The following is a 21612-nucleotide window of genomic DNA, read 5'->3' on the forward strand; positions in this document are numbered from 1 at the left end:
ATATGGTCGATGGAGTAAAAGGTCATTTACACGGCAGAGATCTTCATACGCATCAGGTGAGTTTTTTGCGTTTAAACATCACGCATAAAGATAAGGATTTGACGCGTAAGATTGGAACTTTGCCTCGTGGTGCGATGATACTTTCGATTAAAGCATTTGTGAAGACAGCGTTTTCGGATGCGAAATTAAAGATTGGCAGCACCTATGGCGGTAATGAGTTTAGCGAAAAGGATATAAAAGCCCAAGGGTCGCAAGATTTTACACCAACAGATCAAAAATCTTTTGTAGCAGATGATAATGAGATGACCCTTTATGCAACACGAGACAAAACAACAGCCGCTGGTGAGTGTGTTGTGGTTGTACAATTCGTGACTAATCGTTGAGAGGGACAGGACATGGTAGATTGTTTATCAAAACCTTTGCAAGGGAGAGATCTTCATACCCAGCAAGTAAGCTTTTTACGTCTTAATTTTAGCTATGAAGATAAAGAAAACGCATTGAAAATAGGAACTTTACCTCGAGGCGCTTTAATTACGTCAATTAAAGTATTCGTCAAGACAGCGTTTTCGGATGCTAAGGTAAAAATAGGGAGCACTGCTGGTGGCAATGAGTTTGGTGAAGCGGAAATCAAACAACAGGCAGTTAAAGAAGTTAAGCCTACCAATCAAAAAGAGTTTGTCTCTTATGATGAAGAGGTCACGCTTTATGCTAAAGCCGACAAGACAGTACAAGCTGGTCAAGCAAGTATAGTCGTTGAATTCGTGACCAATCGTTAAAGTTGTGATGGGAGACGTCCGTTTCCCTCACGGATTTATGGAGTAGATTGTACGCTTAATTGCAAATTAAGGGCAGAGAGCACAGCAACTAAAGTAGAAAGTCTAGGGTCACCCGTTTTGCTAAGGGAGCGATATAAACCACTGCGTTCACGGTTTGTTTCCTTTGCTAATGCACTCATATTTTGAGCGCGGGCAACGATACCAAGAGCATCTGCGATATGCGCAGCATCACCAGTTTTGAAGGCTTCGTTTAAAAAGACTTCTTGAGATTCTGGTGTTGTGAGGTGTTTTTCAAAGTTAAAGGTTTTCAATTTCATTTTTAAGGTCCTCCAAGAGAGATAAGGCTTTTTGAATATCTTTGGATTGTGTGGATTTGTCACCACCACAAAGCAATATAATGATTTTATTACCTTTTTGAGTGAAATAAATCCTGTAACCCGCGCCATAGTGGATACGTAATTCACCTATACCATGAAAAAATTTAACATCACCTAAAAGCCCTGAACGAATTTTATGAAGTCTTGCAAGAATTATATCGGCAGCTTTTCTGTCTTTAAGCTTTTCTAACCATTCATCAAATTCATCTGTTGTTTTTATTATCGCTACCATTTGATTACTATAGTACACAGATGATAATACGTCAAGAATAAATTTCTACTGAAAGGTTTAATGATGTCACGTCATTATATCACGATAAGGACGGGTGGACCGATACAAGATCGGCAAAATATTGTTCGCCATAGGGGAACATTTGCAAGACTGGTGTCGGTCATTCAGGATGAGATTGATGATATCGCGGATGAGTATATTCCTCAAATACAAGAAAGTATTTTTGCCGCCATTCGGTTTTGTGAACGTACAACGTATTGATTTATAATGATAATTTACTGTTTTGCATATTGAATGAGACCCCCGAATATTGTAAGATTCTCTCAATTCAAATCATCTTATGTTCAATCAATTAAAGTCACTTATTTGCACGTCATAAGTGGGGTTGGTGTGTGGGTAAAAAACAGTTTAGAAAGGAACAAAAATGCCTTTAATGAATCGTCTTAATGCAAGGGCTGTCGCAACATTGGGGGCTGGCAAATATAATGATGGTGCCGGCTTGGTACTTCATAAGCGTAAAGATGGGGGTGCTCAATGGCTTTTACGCTATACCATTCACGGGCGGCGTCGTGAAATGGGATTGGGTGCCTTAAGAGATGTTTCTTTAAAACAAGCTCGTGAATTGGCAACCCAATGGCGTTTTGTTCTTCGTGATGGTCGTGACCCCATTAAAGAACGTGACAAACAAAAGCGTGAGGCAATGCGTAATCTGCATTATCTAAAAGATATCGCTTTAGATACTTTTGAAACTCGTAAAGCAGAATTAAAAAATGATGCTAAAGATGGGCGTTGGTTTTCACCTTTACAACTTCATATTCTCCCTAAGTTAGGTTGTATGCCGGTTTCAGAAATTACTCAAACCGATATACGCAATGTCCTCGCTCCCATCTGGCATACAAAAGCTGGAACAGCAGAGAAAGCTCTCATTCGTCTTAATATTTGTCTCAAACATGCTGCTGCAATGGGATTGGATGTTGATTTACAGGCTACAGAAAAAGCAAAGGCTCTTTTAGGCAAACAACGTCATAAAATCAAAAATAGACCAGCAATGGATTGGAAAGATATACCGGCTTTTTATAAAATACTTTGCAAAACACCAACTCTAACACAACTGGCTTTGCGTTTGCTTATTTTGACAGGTGTTCGTACCTATCCTTTGCGTCATATCCATAAAGATCAAGTTGAAGATGATATATGGACCATCCCTGCTGAAAATATGAAAGGAAAACGTGATGCTACAACAGAGTTTCGTGTGCCTTTATCAAATGAAGCATTAGAAATTTTGAAACAAGCGCGTCCTCTCTCTCGTAATGATTTCTTTTTTTCTGCAACTGGTCGTGGTCCTCTTGCTGATACTTGTATGTCACAATATATGAAAAAAATTGGACTTGAAGCCTGCCCGCATGGTTTTCGGTCTAGTTTACGCGATTGGCTAGCAGAAACAACTGATGCCCCTTTTGAGGTAGCAGAAACCATTCTAGGTCATGTGGTCGGTGGACAAGTAGAGCGTGCTTACCGTCGTACTGATTATTTAGAACAGCGCCGTGTTTATATGGATAAATGGGCTGCCTATGTTACGGGGCAATCTTAAAATATGGGGTCTTGTACCCCATTTTTACTTCATTATCTGTGGATAACTTTCTCTCTTCGTTTACTCATTTTTGCTCAATAAGATTCATAAATTATCAAATGAGAAAATACATCATAAAGTACTGTTTTTTATGATTAAACTTACTTTCAAATCTCAATAAAATATGGTTAATAAATACTTATGATTTGTTACTATTTTTAGATTGAAAGGATTTAGTTATGACTGAAAATGATGTTCTTCTTACAGACCGCGAAAGTGCAAAATTATTGCATATAAGCGTTTCAACATTCCGTCGCCATGTGACCAATGGAGCTTTACCAAAACCTTTAAAATTTGGTTCTTTATCGCGTTGGTTAAAATCGGATCTGTTGAATGTGATTGAAAAAGCCAAAACGCAACGTCAACATCTCAGTGATGTGGCATAAAAAAACCTTGTCACGTAAGGACGGACAAGGCTTTCTCAAATTATCGTAAATTGAAAATAGCAAAAACCGTCCTGTGACGCAACGTCTAAGGATGAGAAAATGTATCATTTTATAAATGCTCGGGGCATTACAAATGCCTTGCGGGGTGTCTGGTATGGTGCTTATGGACTTGCTCGCTGCCCTGCTCATGATGATCAAGTGCCTAGTTTATCCCTTGCCAATGGAAATGATGGGCGGCTCTTGCTTTATTGTTATGCCGGCTGCTCTTTTAAAGAGATCTTACAAGCTCTTAAGAGCATTGGTCTTATCAATACACAAACATGTTTTGATAAAACTTATGATTATAGGTTTTCTCTCTCAAAACAGTTTTGTTGTGAAGATAACAAGGCAAAACAGAAAGCAGAGAGAGCACAAAAGATTTGGAAGCAAAGTCAACCAATTAAAGAGACCATAGCAGAGCTTTATTTATGCAAGCGTGGGATCACTTGTAACTTGCCTCCCTAGTTTACGCTTTCATAGCAAATGCCCCTATCCTTCTGGGAAAAATATCCCCGCGTTGGTTGCTCGTGTTGAGGGTGGTGGCTCCTTTGCAATCCATAGAACCTTTTTACAAGACAATGGATGCAAAACAGAACAGTTACCAAAAAAAGCCATGCTGGGCTCTGTTAAGGGCGGTGCTGTGCATTTATGCCAAGCCAATCACCAACATCTGGTCATTTGTGAAGGAATTGAAACAGGTCTTTCTCTGCTGTCTGGTCTGTTATCAGAGCCTGTGACTTTATGGGCATCCCTTTCAACCAGTGGCATGGTGCATGTGAATTTACCCCATATCAAATCAAAAACCCATCTCACCATAGCTATGGATGGCGATGATGCGGGTCGTAAAGCAGGTTTTGCCCTTGCTGCCCGTTCTTATCGCCAAGGCTTCAATGTCTTGATGATGCAAGCTCCCCATGGCTCTGACTTCAACATTTTATTATTAAATTATGAAAGATAAAAAAATGACAAAAAATATTCTAGAAAACAATGAAAATAGTTCGGTAAATGATACTGATAACGATAACACCCCTGTCTCTTTAAAGGAGCATCCCTGTTTACAAGCCATCCCTTATGAACAGGCTTTGCAACAAATGGGATGGGGCGAATTAAAACCGATTAACACCGCTCTTTTACCGGTCGAGCCTTTTAATATTTTACAAATGCCTTATAGACTAAGCAGATATGTTTACGATATTGCTGACCGTCAACAATCGCCTCTCGATTTTGTGGCTGTCTCTGCTATCTGTGCTTTAGCTGCTCTGATTGGCAATGGCGTGCGCATTGCTCCAAAACAGCATGATAATTGGTACATTGTTCCTAATCTATGGGGGGCTATTATTGGTAACCCTTCTACACGAAAAACACCGGCTTTGAAAACCGCTCTTCAACCCCTTGCTGATCTTCAAACAGAAGCTTTGCAAGCTTACCAACAAAAGAATAAACAAGCAGAGATTGAACAGGCTCTTGAGGCGCTAAATCAAAAACAAAAGAATAAACAAGCCGGAAAAGCTTTAAAGAATGGAGATACCCAAGCTGCCCGTTCTATTTTAGCTGAAAACATAACCAAAGATAACCAGCAGGATGAGGAAAATTCACGTTTTATTGTCAATGACACAACGGTCGAAAAGCTAGGAGAATTACTCAAAGAAAATCCACGTGGGTTACTGTTAGTTCGTGATGAACTTTCTGGTTTTTTAGCAAATATGGAGCGGGTTGAATATCAATCGGAGCGGGCTTTTTATTTGGAAACCTTTAATGGGGATGGTCAATTCACCTATGACCGTATTGGACGTGGAACCCTTCATATTCCCAATGCAACGCTTTCTATCATTGGAGGGATTCAACCCTTAAGGATTATGCCCCTACTTCAGGCAATGCTGTCTGGGAAAGGAGATGATGGTTTATTGCAACGGTTTCAAATGATGGTGTGGCCGGATGAAAACCAAGATTGGAAATGGAAAGATAAAAATCCCAATCAAGAAGCCTATCAAGAATATGAAAAGGTGCTTCGTTCTTTTTATGACAAACCCTTAGGATCACCTAAGCACCCGCGGATCATGCGCTTTGCTGCTAATGCTCAAGAATTGTTTCGTGAATGGTGGGAAAATCATCATAAAGAAATCAAGGAAAGCAAAGTTTCTGTCTCTTACCAAGCGCATCTTTTAAAAATGCCAAAAACCATAGCAAGCCTTGCCCTCATTATCGAACTTGTTGAGGATGGGCGTTTTGAGATCACTTTGCCTTCTCTCTCAACAGCCTTGCGTTGGTCAAACTATCTGTTAAGCCATGCGAAACGGTTTTATACTGCGGGTGATATCTTGGTAAAGGAGCGTGCAAATTTGATTATAGAGCGTTGTAATTGCTTAGCTGAGGTTTTTACTGCTCGTGATATCTACAGACGCTGCTGGGCGCATTTAAAGGACAAGGAAGCGGTCAAACAAGCTTTAGAGCTTTTATGTCATACAAACCACATTCGCAAAAAGTTCATAACCCATCAGACAAGTAAATCAAGTACCTATTATGAATGGCATCCTTTGGTAAAAAACAAGAATGCAAAGCAATGAAATGAATAAACAAAAGATGATTTTAAGAGTGCTGGCAAAAGAGAAAGATATGACCTGAATGAATAACCATAACTCAGGTCATATTCTTGTCAGTCATTATTGTTGATTTACCCCCCTCATTTTAAAAAAAACTTTTAGATAAAAATAAAAACCATTATATTTCAATATGTTATGATATTTTTACAAAAAAACCATCCCAATAAGATGATCTGTATAGAGAATTAATAGGATCAATTGAACAAAACCTGTCAGTATCTGTCAAAAAATTTAACTGACAGCATTTATGATTTTAGTGATCATAAAACACTTCAAACTATTTATTTTGATCTCTTAAAATACATATCGAATTTGTTTTTATTAACACAAAAACGAATAGTAAATTTTACTACTTTGCTGTTTATAGGCTGTTTATAATTGCATCTTGTAAATTTTTTTGACGGATTTGATAGGTTTTCGCGCCATTTTGGTTTATTTGGTACTCGATATTTGTTCTAAATGTATTTATGAAACGCCATTGTGATTCTTACACTGTTAATGAGTCAATGTCATAAGGTATGGAGTTTCTCTATAATGTCTCAAACCCTCAATTTTGATAACAAACAATCCTCTTTACGCTCTCTCTTACAATCCTATCGTGAAAAATCAATCTCAGATCAAGAAAAGCAAAAGGCTTTCGAAAAGTTTGTAATTGCTTATCTCACGCAAGACCCTCTCCAATGCCAAGAATATGAAACGGTTCAAAGCTATAGAGACGTGGCTGATGTGCATGGATGGAAAGGAAGCGATGAAGATACGGATATTGATCTGGTGGCAAAAATCCGTGATTGCAATGAGTATGTCGCCATTCAATGTAAATTTTATGAGACAAATTATCAGATCACGCAAGAGAACATTGAGAGCTTTATCGCCATCTCAGGTAAAAATCGTTTTAAATATCGCCTTCTTATTGACAGCACGCAAGGTGAATTAAGCGAAAACGCCAATACCATGATTGAAGGACAAGCGGTTCCGGTTTATCGCATTAATCTCTTCAATATGGAAAACAGTGCAATTGATTGGGGGATTTTTGAAACAGAAGGGAAAATTGTTCTTAAAGATAAGAAACAAAAGTTGCCTTTTACCCATCAGAAAGAAGCCATTGAAGCTGTCTGTGAGGGATTAAAAGAAGCAGACCGTGGCAAGCTGATTATGGCTTGTGGAACGGGTAAAACTTTCACCAGTCTCAAGATAGCAGAAACTCTTGCTGGTCAAGGCAAGCGTGTTTTGTTTTTGGTGCCTTCTCTTGCTCTTATGTCACAAACCATCAGAGAATGGACAGCGGATGCACAAATCCCGTTGCGTTCCTTTGCTGTGTGTTCGGATAAGCAAATAGGCAAGCGGCGTTTCAATAATGATGATGATGCTGAACTGAGTGCTTCAGATCTTGCCTTGCCTGTCACAACCGATGCGCAAATGCTTGGAGAGAAAGGGAACAAAGTTTCTCCCCATGTTATGAATGTTGTTTTTGCTACTTACCAATCAATCCAAGTGATTGCTGATGCACAAAAGGACCATGATTTACCTGAATTTGATCTGATCATTTGCGATGAAGCCCATAGGACAACGGGGGCGGCTTTGGGAACCGATAAAAGTGAATCTGATTTTATCAAGGTTCATGATAACAGCATTATTAAGGGCAAAAAACGTCTCTACATGACCGCAACCCCGCGCATCTTTAGTGACAATGCAAAAAGGCGTGCGGATGAACTGGATGCTGTTCTGGCGTCTATGGATAATGAGACAATCTATGGAAAACAGCTCTATTTTTATAGTTTCTCCGATGCCGTCAAGAATGACCTCTTAACGCCTTATAAGATTATTGTCTTGGGTGTGGATGAAAAGTTCGTACGTGATACTCTTGAGATTCCTACCAACCATAAGAATTATGAACTTACTCTTGATGATAGAACAAAGATCTTAGGCTGTTACCAAGCTCTTAGCAAAATCGATCTGAAAGTTGATCTTGGTGATGACCCTAATCCCATGCGCCGTGCTTTGGCTTTTTGTAAAGATATTAAAACCTCGCAACGCATTCGTGATACCTTTGAAGGCAAGGGTGTTAAGAGAGCTTTCCGTAAAATCCATAAAGAACACAAAGATACACCTCCTCTTCTCTGTGAGGTGCAACATATTGATGGAAAAGATGGTGCCAAGAAACGAACGGAATTGCTTGAATGGTTGGAAGCTGATGCGGGGGAAAATACCTGTCGTATCTTAACCAATGTTCGCTGTCTCTCAGAAGGTGTGGATGTCCCTGCTCTTGATGCGGTGATGTTTTTACACCCGCGCAAAAGCCAAGTGGATGTCATACAGGCGGTGGGGCGTGTGATGCGTCGGGCTCCCAATAAGAAAAGAGGCTATATCATTTTACCGGTTGGCGTACCGGCTGGGATCTCCCCCGAATTGGCTTTAAAAAACAATAAGAAATACAGTGTTGTTTGGCAAGTTCTCAATGCTTTGCTTTCTCATGATGAGAATTTTAGCAAAACCCTTAATCAAATGAACTTAGGGCAAGATGTAAGTTCTATTATCGATATTGTCACGGTTTCTCAAAAGATGGAGATAGAAAATGTGACAACCGTTGTTGATGATGTGCCCTTACAAGCGAAAACAGAAAGTGCACATGCTTCTTTTGCTACGACTGTCCGTAAATCCCTTTCTCACCATAATGGGCAAGGACAATTGCCTCTGTATAAGGCATTCCCCAATGCTTTTAGAACATTTCTTGTCAAAAGATCTACTATGAGTGACTATTGGGAAAACTGGGCGGGTAATGTTGCTGATATTGCACAAAATCATATCAACCGCCTGCAAAATATGCTTGCTGATGAAAAGAGCAAAGCATGCCGTGCGTTTGATGCGTTTCTCAAAGAATTACAAAACAACTTAAACAGTGATATCAAGCAAGAGGAAGCTGTTGAGATGCTTGCACAGCATCTTGTCACGCGTCCTGTTTTTGAAGCTTTATTTGATGGCAATCAATTTGTTCAAAACAATGCCATCTCACAAGCAATGGAAAAGATTTTAAAGGAATTAGACAAGACCAATATTGAAGAAGAGTCAAAAGAGCTTAAAGAATTCTATGACAGTGTCAAATTCCGTGCCTCTGGGATTACCGAACCCCATGCAAGACAAAATCTGATTATCAAGCTTTATGAAAGCTTTTTTGCCAAGGCTTTCAAACGTACAACCGATAAGCTTGGGATTGTTTACACCCCTGTTGAGGTTGTCGATTTTATTATTCATTCCGTTGATGATGTTTTACGGAAAGAATTTGGCAAGAGCTTGGGTTCCCGTGGTGTTTCTATTCTTGACCCTTTTACGGGAACAGGTACCTTTATCACGCGTTTGTTACAATCCAATCTCATTAAACCAGAGGATATGGAATATAAGTTCCGTCATGATATCCATGCCAATGAGATTGTTCTTTTAGCCTATTACATAGCAGCGATTAATATTGAATCAACCTATCATAGTCTTATGAAAGGAGATTATATTCCCTTTAAACATATTGGTTTAACCGATACGTTTCAGATGCTCGAAGAGAAAAATCTGCTGCAAAAATTGTTTAAAGAAAACAGTGAGTATTTAGAACTTCAGAAAAATCTCAATATTGAAGTGATTTTTGGTAATCCTCCTTATTCAACAGGGCAAAAAAGCGAAAATGACAACGCAAAAAACACCTCTTACCCCATATTAGATAAACGTATCAGTGAGACTTATGTCGCTCATTCAAAAGCAAGTCTCATGCAATCTCTATACGATAGCTACATCCGTGCTATTCGCTGGGCAAGTGACCGTATAAAAGACTGTGGTGTTATTGGTTTTGTCACAAATGCCGGTTTTGTAGATACTAAATCTATGGATGGTTTACGAAAATGTCTGGTTGAAGAATTTAGCAGCCTTTATATTTTCCATTTGCGTGGTAATCAACGCACCTCTGGAGAACTTTCTCGAAAAGAAGGAGGCAAAATTTTTGGTTCTGGATCACGAGCCCCTATTGCCATCTCTATTCTTGTGAAAAATCCAGAATCCAAACAGCATGGTAAAATATATTTCTATGGTGTTGAAGATTATCTCACAAGAGAAAAAAAGCTTAAGTCAATTAAGGACTTTGGTAGCATTGAGGGTATTACACGGAGTGAACACGGTTGGAAAATCATTACACCAGACAAACATGGTGATTGGATAAATCAACGTGATGAAAGTTTTAAAGCATTTTTAGCTATGGGTGTTAAGGAAGGTCATGATAAAAAACTTTTTGGGACTTATTCTTGTGGTATTTCAACTAGTCGTGATGCGTGGGCATATAACTCAAGTCGTGAATCTTTAACAAAAAATATGAAGAATATGATTGCGTTCTATAATAGCGAAGTAGAACGTTTTAATGATGCCCATCCACATACTGACCGTAGAACACGTGCAAAGGTTGTCAATAGTTTTGTAAATTCAGATGAGAAAAAGATAAGTTGGAGCCATAATGTTAAACAAGAATTGGTAAGGGAAAAGATTCTTAAATTTGAAAATATATCTCTCACGCAAAGTGCATATCGTCCTTTTACAAAACAATGGCTTTATTACAATCGTACTTTCAATGAGAGAGTCTACCAAATGCCGTGTATATTTCCTATAGGAAAAGCAGTTGAAAATAGGGTGATACAAATTACAGGTATAGGAATTACACGTGGTTTTTCTGTTTTGATGACTAAAGATGTACCTAATTATCACGCAATGGATACTGGACAAGGTTTTCCACGCTATATTTATGAAGATGTTGAATCTTCAATAGATGACCATGATAAGAAACAGTCTCATTTATTTACAAATTCTACAGAAAAAACCAAAGCTGCTGGTTTACAACGTCGCGATGCCATTACTGATGAAGGTTTAGCACATTTTAAAGCTGCTTATCCTAATGAAACCATAACTAAAGATGATATCTTCTATTATGTTTACGGACTCTTGCATTCAGAAAATTACCGTGCTCGCTATGCTGATAATCTCTCTAAAGAATTGCCTCGCATCCCTTGCGTAAAGAGCACTGAAGATTTCTGGGCGTTTGTTAATGCGGGTCGTGAATTAGGTAATTTGCACGTTAATTATGAAACGGTGAACCCTTATCCCGTGACCTTTAAAAAAGGCAATCCAAAACTTACAGAGATCTCTAATCCTGAGAAATTTTATTACGTTACAGAAATGAAATTCGCTGGCAATAGCAAGGAAAAGGATAAAACCACTGTTATTTACAATAGCAATATCATAATAACAGATATACCTAAGGAAGCTTATGAGTATATCGTAAATGGTAAACCCGCTCTTGAATGGGTTATGGGGCGTCAATGTGTAAAGACTGATAAAAAGAGTGGCATTGTTAATGATGCCAATCGCTATGCACTTGAAACCATTGGCAACCCTGCTTATCCATTGGAATTGTTCCAAAGGGTTATTACGGTAAGTTTAGAAACAATGAAGATTGTTAAGAACCTCCCAAATTTGGAATTAAGAGAAACTGAATAGATTTATGAATCATGCCAATCTTATAAGGGGTATAGATCTTATAACCATCATCTATACTCTCTTATTAGATTGCTTACCTATAATCTTAAAAGGAATGATTTACTATGCGCAATTCTAAAAAGAGAAGCCTTGCACTTTTAGACACTCTTATTTGGATTGCTTTAAGGTTTTTAAGAAATCCCATCTTAAATAGAATGAGATTTTTTTACATTGCCTTTAAAAGATTATATCGCTCTCTCAAATGAGAGCATCATATCTTTCAAAAGCTCTCTTTAAAGACAAATATGCGTATTAATAGGTTGTATTTATCAAGAGAGATTGTTTTTTGAAGCATTGATAAAACTTAATATATTAAAATATAATGTTTTTTATCTTTTTAGTGTTTTTTTCTTTAAAACACAAAGTTTCAAAACTCAAAACCCTCTTTAAATCTATAAGTTACTCTTTATAACATGCCTCATAATCACGAGCTGTCTTTTGAAAGGATTTAAAGAGCCATATTCCCTCTCATAAAACATGGTTTAATTATTCATTAAAATCATAAATGCTGTCAGTTAAATTTTTTGACAGATACTGACAGGTTTTGTTCAATTGATATCATTAATTGTCACTATAAATCATCTTATTAGCATTGAATATTTCTCAAAACACACTAACACATTGAAATATAATATTTTTTACTTTTTGCTAAAAGATGTTTTTTAAAATGAGGGGGGGTAAATGACTGCTAATAACTGACAAGAGGCAAAAGCCCCTTAAAAGGTATTTTGATAAGGATATAAGAATTCAAAATGTTTTCATAACAAATCAAAACCGCATGATCATATTTATCATTTTGTTTTATGAGAATGAATCGAAAAAAGTTTTGAATCAAAAGCATTGATTATAAAGATGCGATCTCTTTATAAAATGACAACGAAATTCACAAAAATATTCACAAGTTATCTCATAAAAATAATCATGCGTTATAAAGTTAAAAATATGCGTTATGAGAGCGTTTTTAGTTGTTATGATGTTTAAAAGAGAAAAATAACGCAATTGCGTAATATAGAGTCAAATAGACGCAATAAAACATAAAATATTTATAAGCATATGACGCATATTTATACACAATGGCATAAAAAATAATTATAAAAAACACAAAAAAGAATAAAAGATAGTTGACAATAAATACGTAATTTGTTATATAAATACTCAAGTGATGAAAACACTAACAACTAGCGGATGGATTACGAAACAATCTTTCCCATCTTTTTGAGAACTGACTTTCTTTTATGCTATTGAACGCATATAATGATTTTGTCGGGTGTGGTTACGCCATACAATACCTTTATAGGAAAAGCGTAACAACGGGCTAGTTGCCGTGTTTTCAACGCCCGATACCTTTATAGGTATCAACTGAAAACTTCAAACAACTAGGAGACACTAGCTATGAATGCTACTGTTAATAAGAAAACATCATCCAAAAAATATGAATTCACATATGATATGCAATGCGTCAATGGTCACTTATTATACCGTATCCGTGCTTTAAAAGACTTTGCTGATGTCAAAAAAGGTGACCTTGGGGGGTATATCGAAAAGGAAAGTAACCTCTCTCATGATGGGGACTGCTGGGTTTATGATCAGGCTCGTGTCTTTGAAAAGGCTCGTGTCTTTGGGAATGCAAAAATAAAAGGTTATTTTGTCGACGTTTATGGCAAGGCAAAAATTTATGGCAATGCTATTTTTGAAGGTCGTACAATAAAAGGCAATGCAAAACTTTATGGCAATGCCCATGTGCAAAATGCTGTTGCAATTGAAGGCAATGCAAAAATTTATGATAACGCCTCTGTAACGAATTATGCTCATATTTCTGATGATGCTGTCATATGTGATGATGCCCATGTCGGAGGCAATGCAAAAATAAGTGGCGCTGCTCATATTTGTGATCATTCTCAAGTTTGTGATGATGCTGTGGTTTGTGGGGCTCTTATCTCAGGCAATTCTTATGTACATAGTGCCGCCTCTTTAACTTCTGATGATCATATTTGGGACGAGGCATATCCGGAATTGGGTAGTGAAGATGATTATTATCGTCACGAATATTATGATGATTATGGTTATGATGATGATTACGAATATGATTGCAATTCTGAAGATGCAAATCAAGCTGCGTAAATAACACCGTGGGCGCGGCGGGGGCGCCCCTTCTTAAGAACATTTCATTCAAATTTTATCCATTATTTAGATTGGGAGCTCCCTATGACCACTAAAACTGTATCTAAAATTGTATCCAAAAAATATGAATTAACAAATGAAACGCATGTCGTTGGTAATCGTACCCTTTATCGCATTCGTGCATTAAGAGATTTTGCTGATGTCAAGGCTGGTCAATTGGGGGGCTTTATTGAGAATGAAAATAATCTCTCTCATGATGGTAACTGCTGGGTTTATGATGATGCGTGGGTTGCTGACAATGGCGTCGTATCTGATAATGCGCAAATTTTCAATTATGCTAGCGTTTTCGATAATGCAACGGTTTGTGATGATGCAAAGGTTTGTGATTGTGCAAAAATTTATGACAATGCAAAAATTGCTGATAATGCTAGGGTTTTGGGAAGGGCTTTTGTTTACAATCATGCCTGTGTTTTGAATAATTCTGAAGTTTCTGACAGGGCTGTTATAAAAGGCAATGCAAAAATTTATGATAACGCTTTACTAACTGGCTATGCGCAAGCTTATGGGAATGCAAAGATTTTTGGTAACGCACAAGTTTGGTTTTTTGCTGTGGTTTGTGATGATGCTTGTATTTATGACAATGCTAAAGTTACAGGTGCTACATACATTTGCAATAAAGTGAGTGTTTTTGGTAATTCATATATAGATACAAAAAAATTGAATGGTAATATCAAAATTTGTGATCAAATCATAAATAAAGCAGCATAAATAACGGCGCGGGGGGCGCCTGCTTTCCAAATTCTTTCATTTAAAATCTCATGTTCTATAAGGATTGTTCCTATGCAAAAGAAATTTGCACTTACAAATGAAACGCGTCTCTTTGGTAATCGCATATTGTATCGCATTCAGGCTTTAAAAAGCTTTTCTGATGTCAAGGCTGGTCAACTCGGTGGTTTTATCGAAAATGAAAATAACCTCTCTCATGATGGCAATTGCTGGGTTTATGGTAATGCTCTGGTTTTAAACTCAGGTCGGGTTTCTGAAAATGCTAGGGTCTATCATAACGCTATTATCGCTGGTTATGTCTATGGAAATGCTATCGTTCTTGGTAAATCGATCATTTATGACCATGCTCATGTCTATGGTAATGCACAAATTTATGATCACGCCCGTGTCGTCAATTATGTTCATATTTATGAAAATGCTCATAGTCACGGCATTGTTATGATTTTAGAAAAGACACGTGATGATATTGAAACAAGGTCTTATATCGAATTGCTTTCCAATAATGAAATAAAAATCATCTGGCTGCGTAATAAAGCCTTTTTAAATCTTTAAAGCGCGGCGGTCATTCCCTTTTTCCAACATTTTCCATGCAACTTTTTTCACAAGAGAGATTGTGAGGGGTCTTATGATGTCCAAAAATACAAACTAACTAATGAAACAAAACAACTGAAAGATAAAATTACACAAAAAATTACAACGCTTTATCGCATTCAGGCTTTAAAAAGCTTTTCTGATGTCAAGGCTGGTCAACTGGGCGGTTTTATTGAAAAGGAAGAAAATCTTTCTCATAACGGTCTTTGCTGGGTTTATGATAATGCATTGGTTTATAAACATGCCCGTGTTTATGAGAATGCAAAAATACGAGGCAATGCGCAAATTTGTGGTCTTGTCTATGGCAATGCTCAGGTGCATGATAAGGTGTTTATTTCTCAATATGCAAAAATTTATGACAATGCATTTGTTTATGATAGTGCGCATGTGGCTGGCTATGTTTATGGCAAGGCTCGTGTCTATGGCAATAGTCGCGTTTCAATTGAAGCCCATGTTTATGGCAATGCGCATCTTTTTCATAATAGTTATCTTTTTGAATATGCAAGGCTTTATGGCAACGCTAGAGTGTTAGGCTCTGCTTGTCTTTTTAGCACTGCGCATGTTTATGGCTATGCTGTTGTTAAGAGCCGTGCAAAGATTTATGGCAAGGTTTATGACTATGCAAAAGTGAGTGGCTGTGCGCAAATTTATGGCTCTGTTTATGGAAAAGCTCAGGTTTCTCATACGATCAAGGTCTTTGGGCGTGCTTGTGGGCGTGCAAAACTGAATCGAAAAAGTGAGATAAGAGAGGTTCCCAAAAATAAGGAGGTTAATAAGAGCGATATTCTTATAGAGATTATTGATACTGAAGAATAAACAATAAATGCGGGGGGCGTTGGTTTCATGCCATTTCAAAAGACAAGAGTGCAAAAAAGAAAGCCGTGCCATTTTTACGTGACGCGGCTTTCATGTCTCAACTCTCAATGGAGTTATAAGTACATATATACAAAATGTATTATATTGCAAGCTTTGTATTCGCTTTATAAAAACTTATCCCAAATAATATAAAGGAATGGTTATGAAAGCGTTCTTTTAGATCATTACGTTTGAATGAAAAAAACTATTAGCTCTATGATGATTTAAAACCTATTTATACAATGCCTTCATTTTTAAAGCGGTTAATTGAAAGAAAGCACGTTCTCAAAACGCTTTGAAAGCTATATCAAGTCAATCAAAAGCAAGCGTTGGTTTTGAAAGCAATCTCTTAATAAAATAAAAAACAGCTCTTTTAAAATCAACCGGTCCAAATTTGGGCTGGTTTGGGCTGGTTAAAATTACTCACCCCAATTTTGGGGGAAGTATCTTTCTAACTTCTCTCTAACTATCTTAAAGAGGTGCCCTCATTTTTGAGGTAACTAAAATCACTCAATCCAAATTTGAATTAACCCCTTTCAAAAAAAAGTTTCAAATATTTGCATTTAAACAAGCCCTCATATTCAATTGCGTTTTAACAATGCGATTTATTATGATAAAAACGTCTTGTACAATTTATGACCTGTTATGAATGATAGCTGCTTTGCATTTCATTTGAATGCTCTCATGTGTTATAACATTGGTATCATGATTTGCTTTTTATGCTCTGTTTATAGATAGCTATTGTTTGTAAAAAATGATCAATTGAATCGTGCATAAAAGTATGGATTCATAAGTGGATTCATATAAAATAAATGCACTTAATATATTGATTTCATTGTATTTTTCTTAACAACACGTTTCTGTGAACGGGAAACATTTTACTTTAATGAAAGCCGTGATGTTACTTTCACCACACAGGCAGGTAAGGGGGGCTATGATGCGTCTGATAGTCCCCATATTGAAACGGCAGTGCAAATCAAAAATGTTTTTCTTAACGTAGGGCATAATAAGTCCGAATTGGAGAAGAGAGATCATCTTTCCTTAGAGACTTCATTGTCCTCAGGGCATCAAGGAACGCCGGTTTGTTACAGTTATTTTGATAGGAAATTGTATCTCTATCCCATACCAGATAGAGCCTATCAGGTTCAACTCATTCTCTCACCCATGCGTTTAGCAGATCTTGAGACAGTTAATCAAGAACACCCGTGGTTTGTGCATGGTTTTGATCTTCTCAAAGCCCGTGCGAAATATGAGTTGTATAAAAATATTCTCAAAGAACCCGATTGTGCGGTAGCAGCTTACAGTGATTTCGAAGAACAATTGCGGGAATTGCGTGCTGAGACCTCTAAACGTCATAACGTTACAAGAATAATTCCAACGGATTTCTAACATGGTTTATTTCCCCATTGCCGATTACAGACCGGATGTTTCGGTTGTTAACAGCAGTTTTACCGATATGCTTGTGAATGTTTTACCGGCGGACGGTTCTTACATTCCCATGCCCAGTGCAACGGTTATTTCTGCTCCTTTGGAGGAAAAGCCGTTAGGTTCGATAGCCTTTAGATCAGGTGATGGGGTTAAGATAATCGTAGGAGGAGCCAAAAAGCTCTATGCTTATGATAGTCAAACGCGCGGTTGGAAAGATATCAGTCAAACTGGTGTAACCTATCAAGCGCATGAAGAGAACAAATGGTCCTTTGCTCTTTTTAAAGATATGATTATTGCGGTCAACAAAAATGATAAACCACAGGTTTTCAAAGCCAAGAGTTCACAACGGTTTGAAGATTTAGGAGGCAATCCCCCCAAAGCTGGTTTGGTCAAGGTTTGGGGACCCTTCGTTTGTTTAATGCAATTGACCGATAATCCAAATCGTGTCCATTGGTCAGGAGAAGGTGACGAAACTATTTGGGAGACCCAATATAACGTTAGTGGTTATATGGATTTTCTAGATGGAGAATATGTTCAAGGGGCAACAGAATCGACCAGTCCCTTGGTTTTCTTGCGTTCTGCTGTTTATGCAGGGGCTCTTACTTTAGGTTCTAAGAGTCCTTTTACTTTTCAGAAGATACAAGACAAGCGTGGAGCGAGAAGTACACAAGCTATTGCTTGTTGTGGTGATAATGCTTTTTTTGCTGGTGATGGTGGCTTTTATCAAGTGAGTGCCGATGGACAGCTTTTACCGATAGGCTTTGAAAAGGTTGACCGAACGGTGTTTACAACTTTTGATAAGCTTGCTCTTGATGATATGCAAGGAGTAGTCGACCCTATTTATAATCGTGTTTATTGGTCTTTAAAACGTGGAAATAACCAACAAACCACCTTTGTTTATGATTGGGGTTTGCAGAAATGGTCAACAATTCAAGGAGAGCCTGTAACTTTGTTTCCTGTTTTTACAACAGGCTACACTTTGGAGCAGCTTGATGAGGTTTCGACAAGTCTTGAAAGCTTACCAGCTTCTCTTGATAGTTCCATTTGGCAAAGTGGTGCACCGGTTCTTGGTGGTTTTGATGCGCAAAACAGGCTTGTCGTGTTTACAGGGTCTCCAATGGAGGCGGTTGTTGTATCGCAAGAGATGGGTGCGCCTGATGGTAGCTTTAGCTTTTTCACGAAGATGTTTGCCGAGGTTGATACGTTAGAGGGACTTTTAAGTGTAGGGGAACGTAGCGTTCGCAACCCTCACACGCCGATTACATGGCATAAGGAAAGAATATGTTCTTTTGTTACTGGTGCCTATCATGGGCGTTCACGCAATCGCTATCACCGCTTTAAGTTACGTATTCCAGAGGGTGTACGTTGGAAGCATATCACGGGTTTTAACGTGGATTTACGACCTTTAGGCAGACGCTAATGGCAAAAGTGTTTCTTACCTCTTGTTGGGATCAGGAGCGGATAGCCCCTTATCTTGAGGAGATTATTGCAGCCTTTGGTCAATATGTAGAGCGTTTTAAGGACGAGATTACTTTGCAACAGCTTATCGAAGAGATTTGCAGCGGCAAGAAACAATTATGGTTGGTGCTTGATGATGACGACCAGTTTTTATTAGCAGGGACGACGCAAATACAGCACACGGTTTTGGGCAAGAAGCGCGCTCTGATTTGTGATTGTTGCGGTCGTGGCGCATTAGAGCTTGTTGATCACCTAGGCGTTATAGAAGATTGGGCGCGTGAGAATGGTGCTTTTGAAATGGAAATTTTGGGTCGTTTAGGTTGGAAACCGGCACTTACCAAGAAAGGCTATGGAATAGATATGATATATTTTAGGAAGGACTTGAAAGATGGGGAGTAAACGACCGGAAGAAACGAAAACAAATCAGGTACAAACCACAGCGCCTCCTTCATGGATGGAGAATGTTTTTAAACGGGGAGGTGCGGATGCATATAATCTTTATAACTTAGGTGCTGGTGGTAATACTTATATGGGACCACGCGTTGCGCCTTTGAGTGCTCAAACCAACCAAGCAATTGGCGGTCTTGGGAGTATGCCTCATCATTATCAAAATCGCTCTTTGATGAATACAATCTACAATCCAACGTCGGCAGCAAGCAACCTTGGATTTGTTGCATCTGGTGGTCTGATGGGGCAAGACCCGTATTTTGGTGAGGTTCTTAAAGAGGGTTTAAGTGAGATAAGGAATAGTATTAATAGACAGTTTTTAGGTAGTGGTCTCTATGGTTCTAGTGCGCATAAGAATGAATTAAATAAAGGGCTCAATGATGCGCTTGCCCGTATTGTGTATGATCGGCGTGATAGAGACTTACAGCATATGATGCAAGCCAATGCGATGATTGATCAAGCCAATCAAAATCAGTTGGGAGCATCAAGTAATTTCTTACAGGGTTACGGCAATGCGTATAGCAATGCGTTACAAGGCGGAGGGGTGCTTGATGATTACAATCAACGCCTTGTTGATGCCAATCGAGAACGCTGGATGGAGCAAGACAATAGAGGTTGGAGTAGGTTGAACATGTTGATGAATGCAGGGCATGGCTTTGCAAGAAACTATGGCACAACGACGAATAATAGCACAGTTTCTAAGTTTGAAGGTAACAATCCTTGGAAAAATGCAGGGACTGTTGGTTCTCTTGCACTTCAGGCAGCGCCGATGGTTTTTGGTTATATGGCTGGTGGTCCAGCAGGAGCAGCAGCAGCTGGATCGGCATCATTTGCATTTCAAAATGCAATGAAGAACAAAGGATAATAATTCAAGGAGAGTGTGATGTATGGACCACTAATATCAGGGGCAGCAGCGGCGGGGAGAATCGCTTTGCCACACATAAATAATTTATTTATGAGATATATTTTCCCTCCAATAACTAGAGGAACGCTGAAAGGAGCGAAAAGATTGGGACAATTAATAGATCGTGCTCCAAGATTAATAAAAAAGTATCCCATGTGGTCTACGGCTAGTGGATTAGGGGCTGGATTGTATCAATATGGTCAAGTTGATCCAGAGATGAAACCAGAAGCTAAGATGGTCATTCCATCTTGGCAGGAGAGAGAAATTTATGCAAAAAATTTAATGCCGATACCGGGAGACGGTAGAGCCTATATTGATCCTTACACAGGAATACCACATGGAAATCATCCTCCTTTACCGAATGCGTTAATGCTTGATCAACAAATGCTCACGCCTAAGGTTGATGATGCAAGCCAAAACGGATTATCAGAAATTACATCTCCAACACCGCCTCCAGAACCGACAGATTTAGATAAATTTTTACAGTCCGATACTTATAAGTTTTTTCAGTCAGATCCTTATCAGAAGCTTCAAGATCTTTTTGCTGGTATGGCAGCGGCACCATCAGGTGGTTCGGGATGGGATGCGCTTGCAAGTGGGGTTGAGCGTCTTAATCAAGGCGATAAGGAAAGAAAGAAGGTTAACCAAACCGTTGAGTACCTGAAATCACAGGGTATGAGTGAAGAAGAAGCAAGGTTTATAGCTGGAAATAAGGCTGCTCTTAATGCGGTTTTTGCACAAAAGCTTAGTGGTGGGAGCGATAATCCTCAATTCACCAGTGACGGTAGGATGCTTGTGAAAGACCCAAATGCTCTAGGTGGATATAGATATCTCATAACTGAGGGTAGTAAAGCCTATGACGAAATGAAAAATCGTGAACAGATGAAGAAATTACAAATAGTAGATGCCCAAATTACGAGAAAGAGTACGTCACGAACGATAAAGGAAGCACTCAATATACTTAAGAAAAAGCCTCAATACGCAACAGGTCCAATTGGTCAATTATTTCAAGATTTATGGAATACACCCGCAGCAAGTTTGAAAGGGCATCTTGAATCTATCAAAGCTGGAACACTGCTTAAGAGGTTAGAGAGGATTAAATCTCTTTCACCTAATGGTTCTTCAGGACTTGGTCCTTTAAGTGATAAGGAAGGCGTGAAATTAGAAAATGCTTATGCTGCTTTGCAACAGGGTTTACCTGCTAAAGAGTTGATAAGGAATTTGCAATACTTGGAAGAGGTTTACAACAAACTAACAGATGCGCAATTATCTCTTTTGCTGCGTGATGATATCACGCCTGAAGACGTGGCTGCTGCTTTTGGAAGTAATTTGCCTGTTGTGACCAGCAAAGAGCAAGAAGACGCCTTGCCTCGTGGTACACGTTTTATTGGTGAAGATGGTAAGCAAAGAAGAAAGAATTAAG

General features: G+C 38.4%; 16 protein-coding genes and 3 pseudogenes. 17 read left to right on the plus strand and 2 right to left on the minus strand.

Annotation, left to right across the window (positions count from 1 at the left end; genetic code table 11):
• Positions 1 to 2 precede the first annotated feature (2 nt).
• Together LNM86_RS03700 and LNM86_RS03705 are read left to right on the plus strand one after the other, a co-directional pair.
• Entirely contained in the window at positions 3 to 383 is a 381-nt protein-coding gene (locus LNM86_RS03700; RefSeq protein WP_241438484.1) for a hypothetical protein, read from the plus strand.
• Positions 384 to 395: 12 nt separating this feature from the next.
• Positions 396 to 776: a hypothetical protein gene (locus LNM86_RS03705; RefSeq protein ID WP_241438485.1), complete on the plus strand. Its 381-nt coding sequence runs from the start codon at positions 396 to 398 to the stop codon at positions 774 to 776.
• A gap of 35 nt (positions 777 to 811) precedes the next feature.
• Here the strand turns inward: LNM86_RS03705 and LNM86_RS03710 are convergent, their stop codons facing one another.
• Together LNM86_RS03710 and LNM86_RS03715 are read right to left on the minus strand one after the other, a co-directional pair.
• Entirely contained in the window at positions 812 to 1093 is a 282-nt protein-coding gene (locus tag LNM86_RS03710; protein ID WP_241438486.1) for an addiction module antidote protein, read from the minus strand.
• Complete coding sequence (locus LNM86_RS03715; protein ID WP_241438487.1) at positions 1074 to 1385, minus strand: type II toxin-antitoxin system RelE/ParE family toxin; 312 nt, start codon at positions 1383 to 1385, stop codon at positions 1074 to 1076. Before LNM86_RS03715 ends, LNM86_RS03710 begins: the two co-directional genes overlap by 20 nt.
• A gap of 63 nt (positions 1386 to 1448) precedes the next feature.
• On the opposite strand from LNM86_RS03715, the pseudogene LNM86_RS03720 reads away from it, so the two are divergent.
• From LNM86_RS03720 to LNM86_RS03790, 15 genes and pseudogenes are all read left to right on the plus strand, one after another.
• Positions 1449 to 1643: pseudogene (locus LNM86_RS03720) on the plus strand (hypothetical protein); the annotation flags it as partial.
• 166 nt (positions 1644 to 1809) lie between these two features.
• Positions 1810 to 2976, plus strand: coding sequence for a tyrosine-type recombinase/integrase (locus LNM86_RS03725; protein WP_241437300.1), 1167 nt, complete (start codon positions 1810 to 1812; stop codon positions 2974 to 2976).
• A 218-nt stretch (positions 2977 to 3194) separates the two neighbouring features.
• On the plus strand, positions 3195 to 3401 hold the full coding sequence (locus LNM86_RS03730) for a helix-turn-helix transcriptional regulator (protein ID WP_241437301.1): 207 nt from the start codon (positions 3195 to 3197) through the stop codon (positions 3399 to 3401).
• 99 nt (positions 3402 to 3500) lie between these two features.
• Positions 3501 to 4398, plus strand: a pseudogene (locus tag LNM86_RS03735) (DUF7146 domain-containing protein).
• A 4-nt stretch (positions 4399 to 4402) separates the two neighbouring features.
• Positions 4403 to 6004 (plus strand): YfjI family protein, encoded by a 1602-nt coding sequence (locus LNM86_RS03740; RefSeq protein WP_241438488.1) that lies wholly within the window; start codon positions 4403 to 4405, stop codon positions 6002 to 6004.
• Between the two features lie 570 nt (positions 6005 to 6574).
• Positions 6575 to 11560 (plus strand): DEAD/DEAH box helicase, encoded by a 4986-nt coding sequence (locus LNM86_RS03745; RefSeq protein WP_241438489.1) that lies wholly within the window; start codon positions 6575 to 6577, stop codon positions 11558 to 11560.
• A gap of 1431 nt (positions 11561 to 12991) precedes the next feature.
• Complete coding sequence (locus tag LNM86_RS03750; RefSeq protein WP_241438490.1) at positions 12992 to 13720, plus strand: hypothetical protein; 729 nt, start codon at positions 12992 to 12994, stop codon at positions 13718 to 13720.
• 84 nt (positions 13721 to 13804) lie between these two features.
• Positions 13805 to 14488: an LbetaH domain-containing protein gene (locus tag LNM86_RS03755; RefSeq protein WP_241437517.1), complete on the plus strand. Its 684-nt coding sequence runs from the start codon at positions 13805 to 13807 to the stop codon at positions 14486 to 14488.
• 72 nt (positions 14489 to 14560) lie between these two features.
• Positions 14561 to 15058: a hypothetical protein gene (locus tag LNM86_RS03760; protein ID WP_241438491.1), complete on the plus strand. Its 498-nt coding sequence runs from the start codon at positions 14561 to 14563 to the stop codon at positions 15056 to 15058.
• Positions 15059 to 15172: 114 nt separating this feature from the next.
• Positions 15173 to 15913: a hypothetical protein gene (locus LNM86_RS03765; RefSeq protein WP_241438906.1), complete on the plus strand. Its 741-nt coding sequence runs from the start codon at positions 15173 to 15175 to the stop codon at positions 15911 to 15913.
• Positions 15914 to 16795: 882 nt separating this feature from the next.
• Positions 16796 to 17341 (plus strand): annotated as a pseudogene (locus LNM86_RS03770) (phage adaptor protein); the annotation flags it as partial.
• 1 nt (position 17342) lies between these two features.
• On the plus strand, positions 17343 to 18800 hold the full coding sequence (gene bgtE / locus LNM86_RS03775) for a gene transfer agent protein BgtE (protein ID WP_241438492.1): 1458 nt from the start codon (positions 17343 to 17345) through the stop codon (positions 18798 to 18800).
• A complete protein-coding gene (locus tag LNM86_RS03780; RefSeq protein WP_241438493.1) occupies positions 18800 to 19237 on the plus strand; it encodes a hypothetical protein in 438 nt (145 codons plus the stop codon). Before bgtE ends, LNM86_RS03780 begins: the two co-directional genes overlap by 1 nt.
• The gene (gene bgtD / locus LNM86_RS03785) at positions 19227 to 20150 is read left to right on the plus strand and encodes a BaGTA-type gene transfer agent maturation protease BgtD (protein ID WP_241438494.1); all 924 of its coding nucleotides are present in this window, start codon (positions 19227 to 19229) and stop codon (positions 20148 to 20150) included. Before LNM86_RS03780 ends, bgtD begins: the two co-directional genes overlap by 11 nt.
• A 192-nt stretch (positions 20151 to 20342) precedes the next feature.
• Positions 20343 to 21611 carry a hypothetical protein gene (locus LNM86_RS03790; protein ID WP_241438495.1) on the plus strand — a complete coding sequence of 423 codons (1269 nt, stop codon included), beginning with the start codon at positions 20343 to 20345 and terminating at the stop codon, positions 21609 to 21611.
• The last annotated feature ends 1 nt before the right edge of the window (position 21612 follow it).

Origin of the sequence: Bartonella machadoae (genome assembly GCF_022559585.1) — a bacterium.
GTDB classification, from domain to species: Bacteria; Pseudomonadota; Alphaproteobacteria; order Rhizobiales; family Rhizobiaceae; genus Bartonella; species Bartonella machadoae.

Excerpts from the sequence above, each read along its gene's own strand:
- LNM86_RS03700 (WP_241438484.1), top strand. The coding sequence starts at position 3 with ATGGTCGATGGAGTAAAAGGTCATTTACACGGCAGAGATCTTCATACG.
- LNM86_RS03705 (WP_241438485.1), top strand. The coding sequence starts at position 396 with ATGGTAGATTGTTTATCAAAACCTTTGCAAGGGAGAGATCTTCATACC.
- LNM86_RS03710 (WP_241438486.1), bottom strand. The coding sequence starts at position 1,093 with ATGAAATTGAAAACCTTTAACTTTGAAAAACACCTCACAACACCAGAA.
- LNM86_RS03715 (WP_241438487.1), bottom strand. The coding sequence starts at position 1,385 with ATGGTAGCGATAATAAAAACAACAGATGAATTTGATGAATGGTTAGAA.
- LNM86_RS03725 (WP_241437300.1), top strand. The coding sequence starts at position 1,810 with ATGCCTTTAATGAATCGTCTTAATGCAAGGGCTGTCGCAACATTGGGG.
- LNM86_RS03730 (WP_241437301.1), top strand. The coding sequence starts at position 3,195 with ATGACTGAAAATGATGTTCTTCTTACAGACCGCGAAAGTGCAAAATTA.
- LNM86_RS03740 (WP_241438488.1), top strand. The coding sequence starts at position 4,403 with ATGACAAAAAATATTCTAGAAAACAATGAAAATAGTTCGGTAAATGAT.
- LNM86_RS03745 (WP_241438489.1), top strand. The coding sequence starts at position 6,575 with ATGTCTCAAACCCTCAATTTTGATAACAAACAATCCTCTTTACGCTCT.
- LNM86_RS03750 (WP_241438490.1), top strand. The coding sequence starts at position 12,992 with ATGAATGCTACTGTTAATAAGAAAACATCATCCAAAAAATATGAATTC.
- LNM86_RS03755 (WP_241437517.1), top strand. The coding sequence starts at position 13,805 with ATGACCACTAAAACTGTATCTAAAATTGTATCCAAAAAATATGAATTA.
- LNM86_RS03760 (WP_241438491.1), top strand. The coding sequence starts at position 14,561 with ATGCAAAAGAAATTTGCACTTACAAATGAAACGCGTCTCTTTGGTAAT.
- bgtE (WP_241438492.1), top strand. The coding sequence starts at position 17,343 with ATGGTTTATTTCCCCATTGCCGATTACAGACCGGATGTTTCGGTTGTT.
- LNM86_RS03780 (WP_241438493.1), top strand. The coding sequence starts at position 18,800 with ATGGCAAAAGTGTTTCTTACCTCTTGTTGGGATCAGGAGCGGATAGCC.
- bgtD (WP_241438494.1), top strand. The coding sequence starts at position 19,227 with ATGGGGAGTAAACGACCGGAAGAAACGAAAACAAATCAGGTACAAACC.
- LNM86_RS03790 (WP_241438495.1), top strand. The coding sequence starts at position 20,343 with ATGTGGTCTACGGCTAGTGGATTAGGGGCTGGATTGTATCAATATGGT.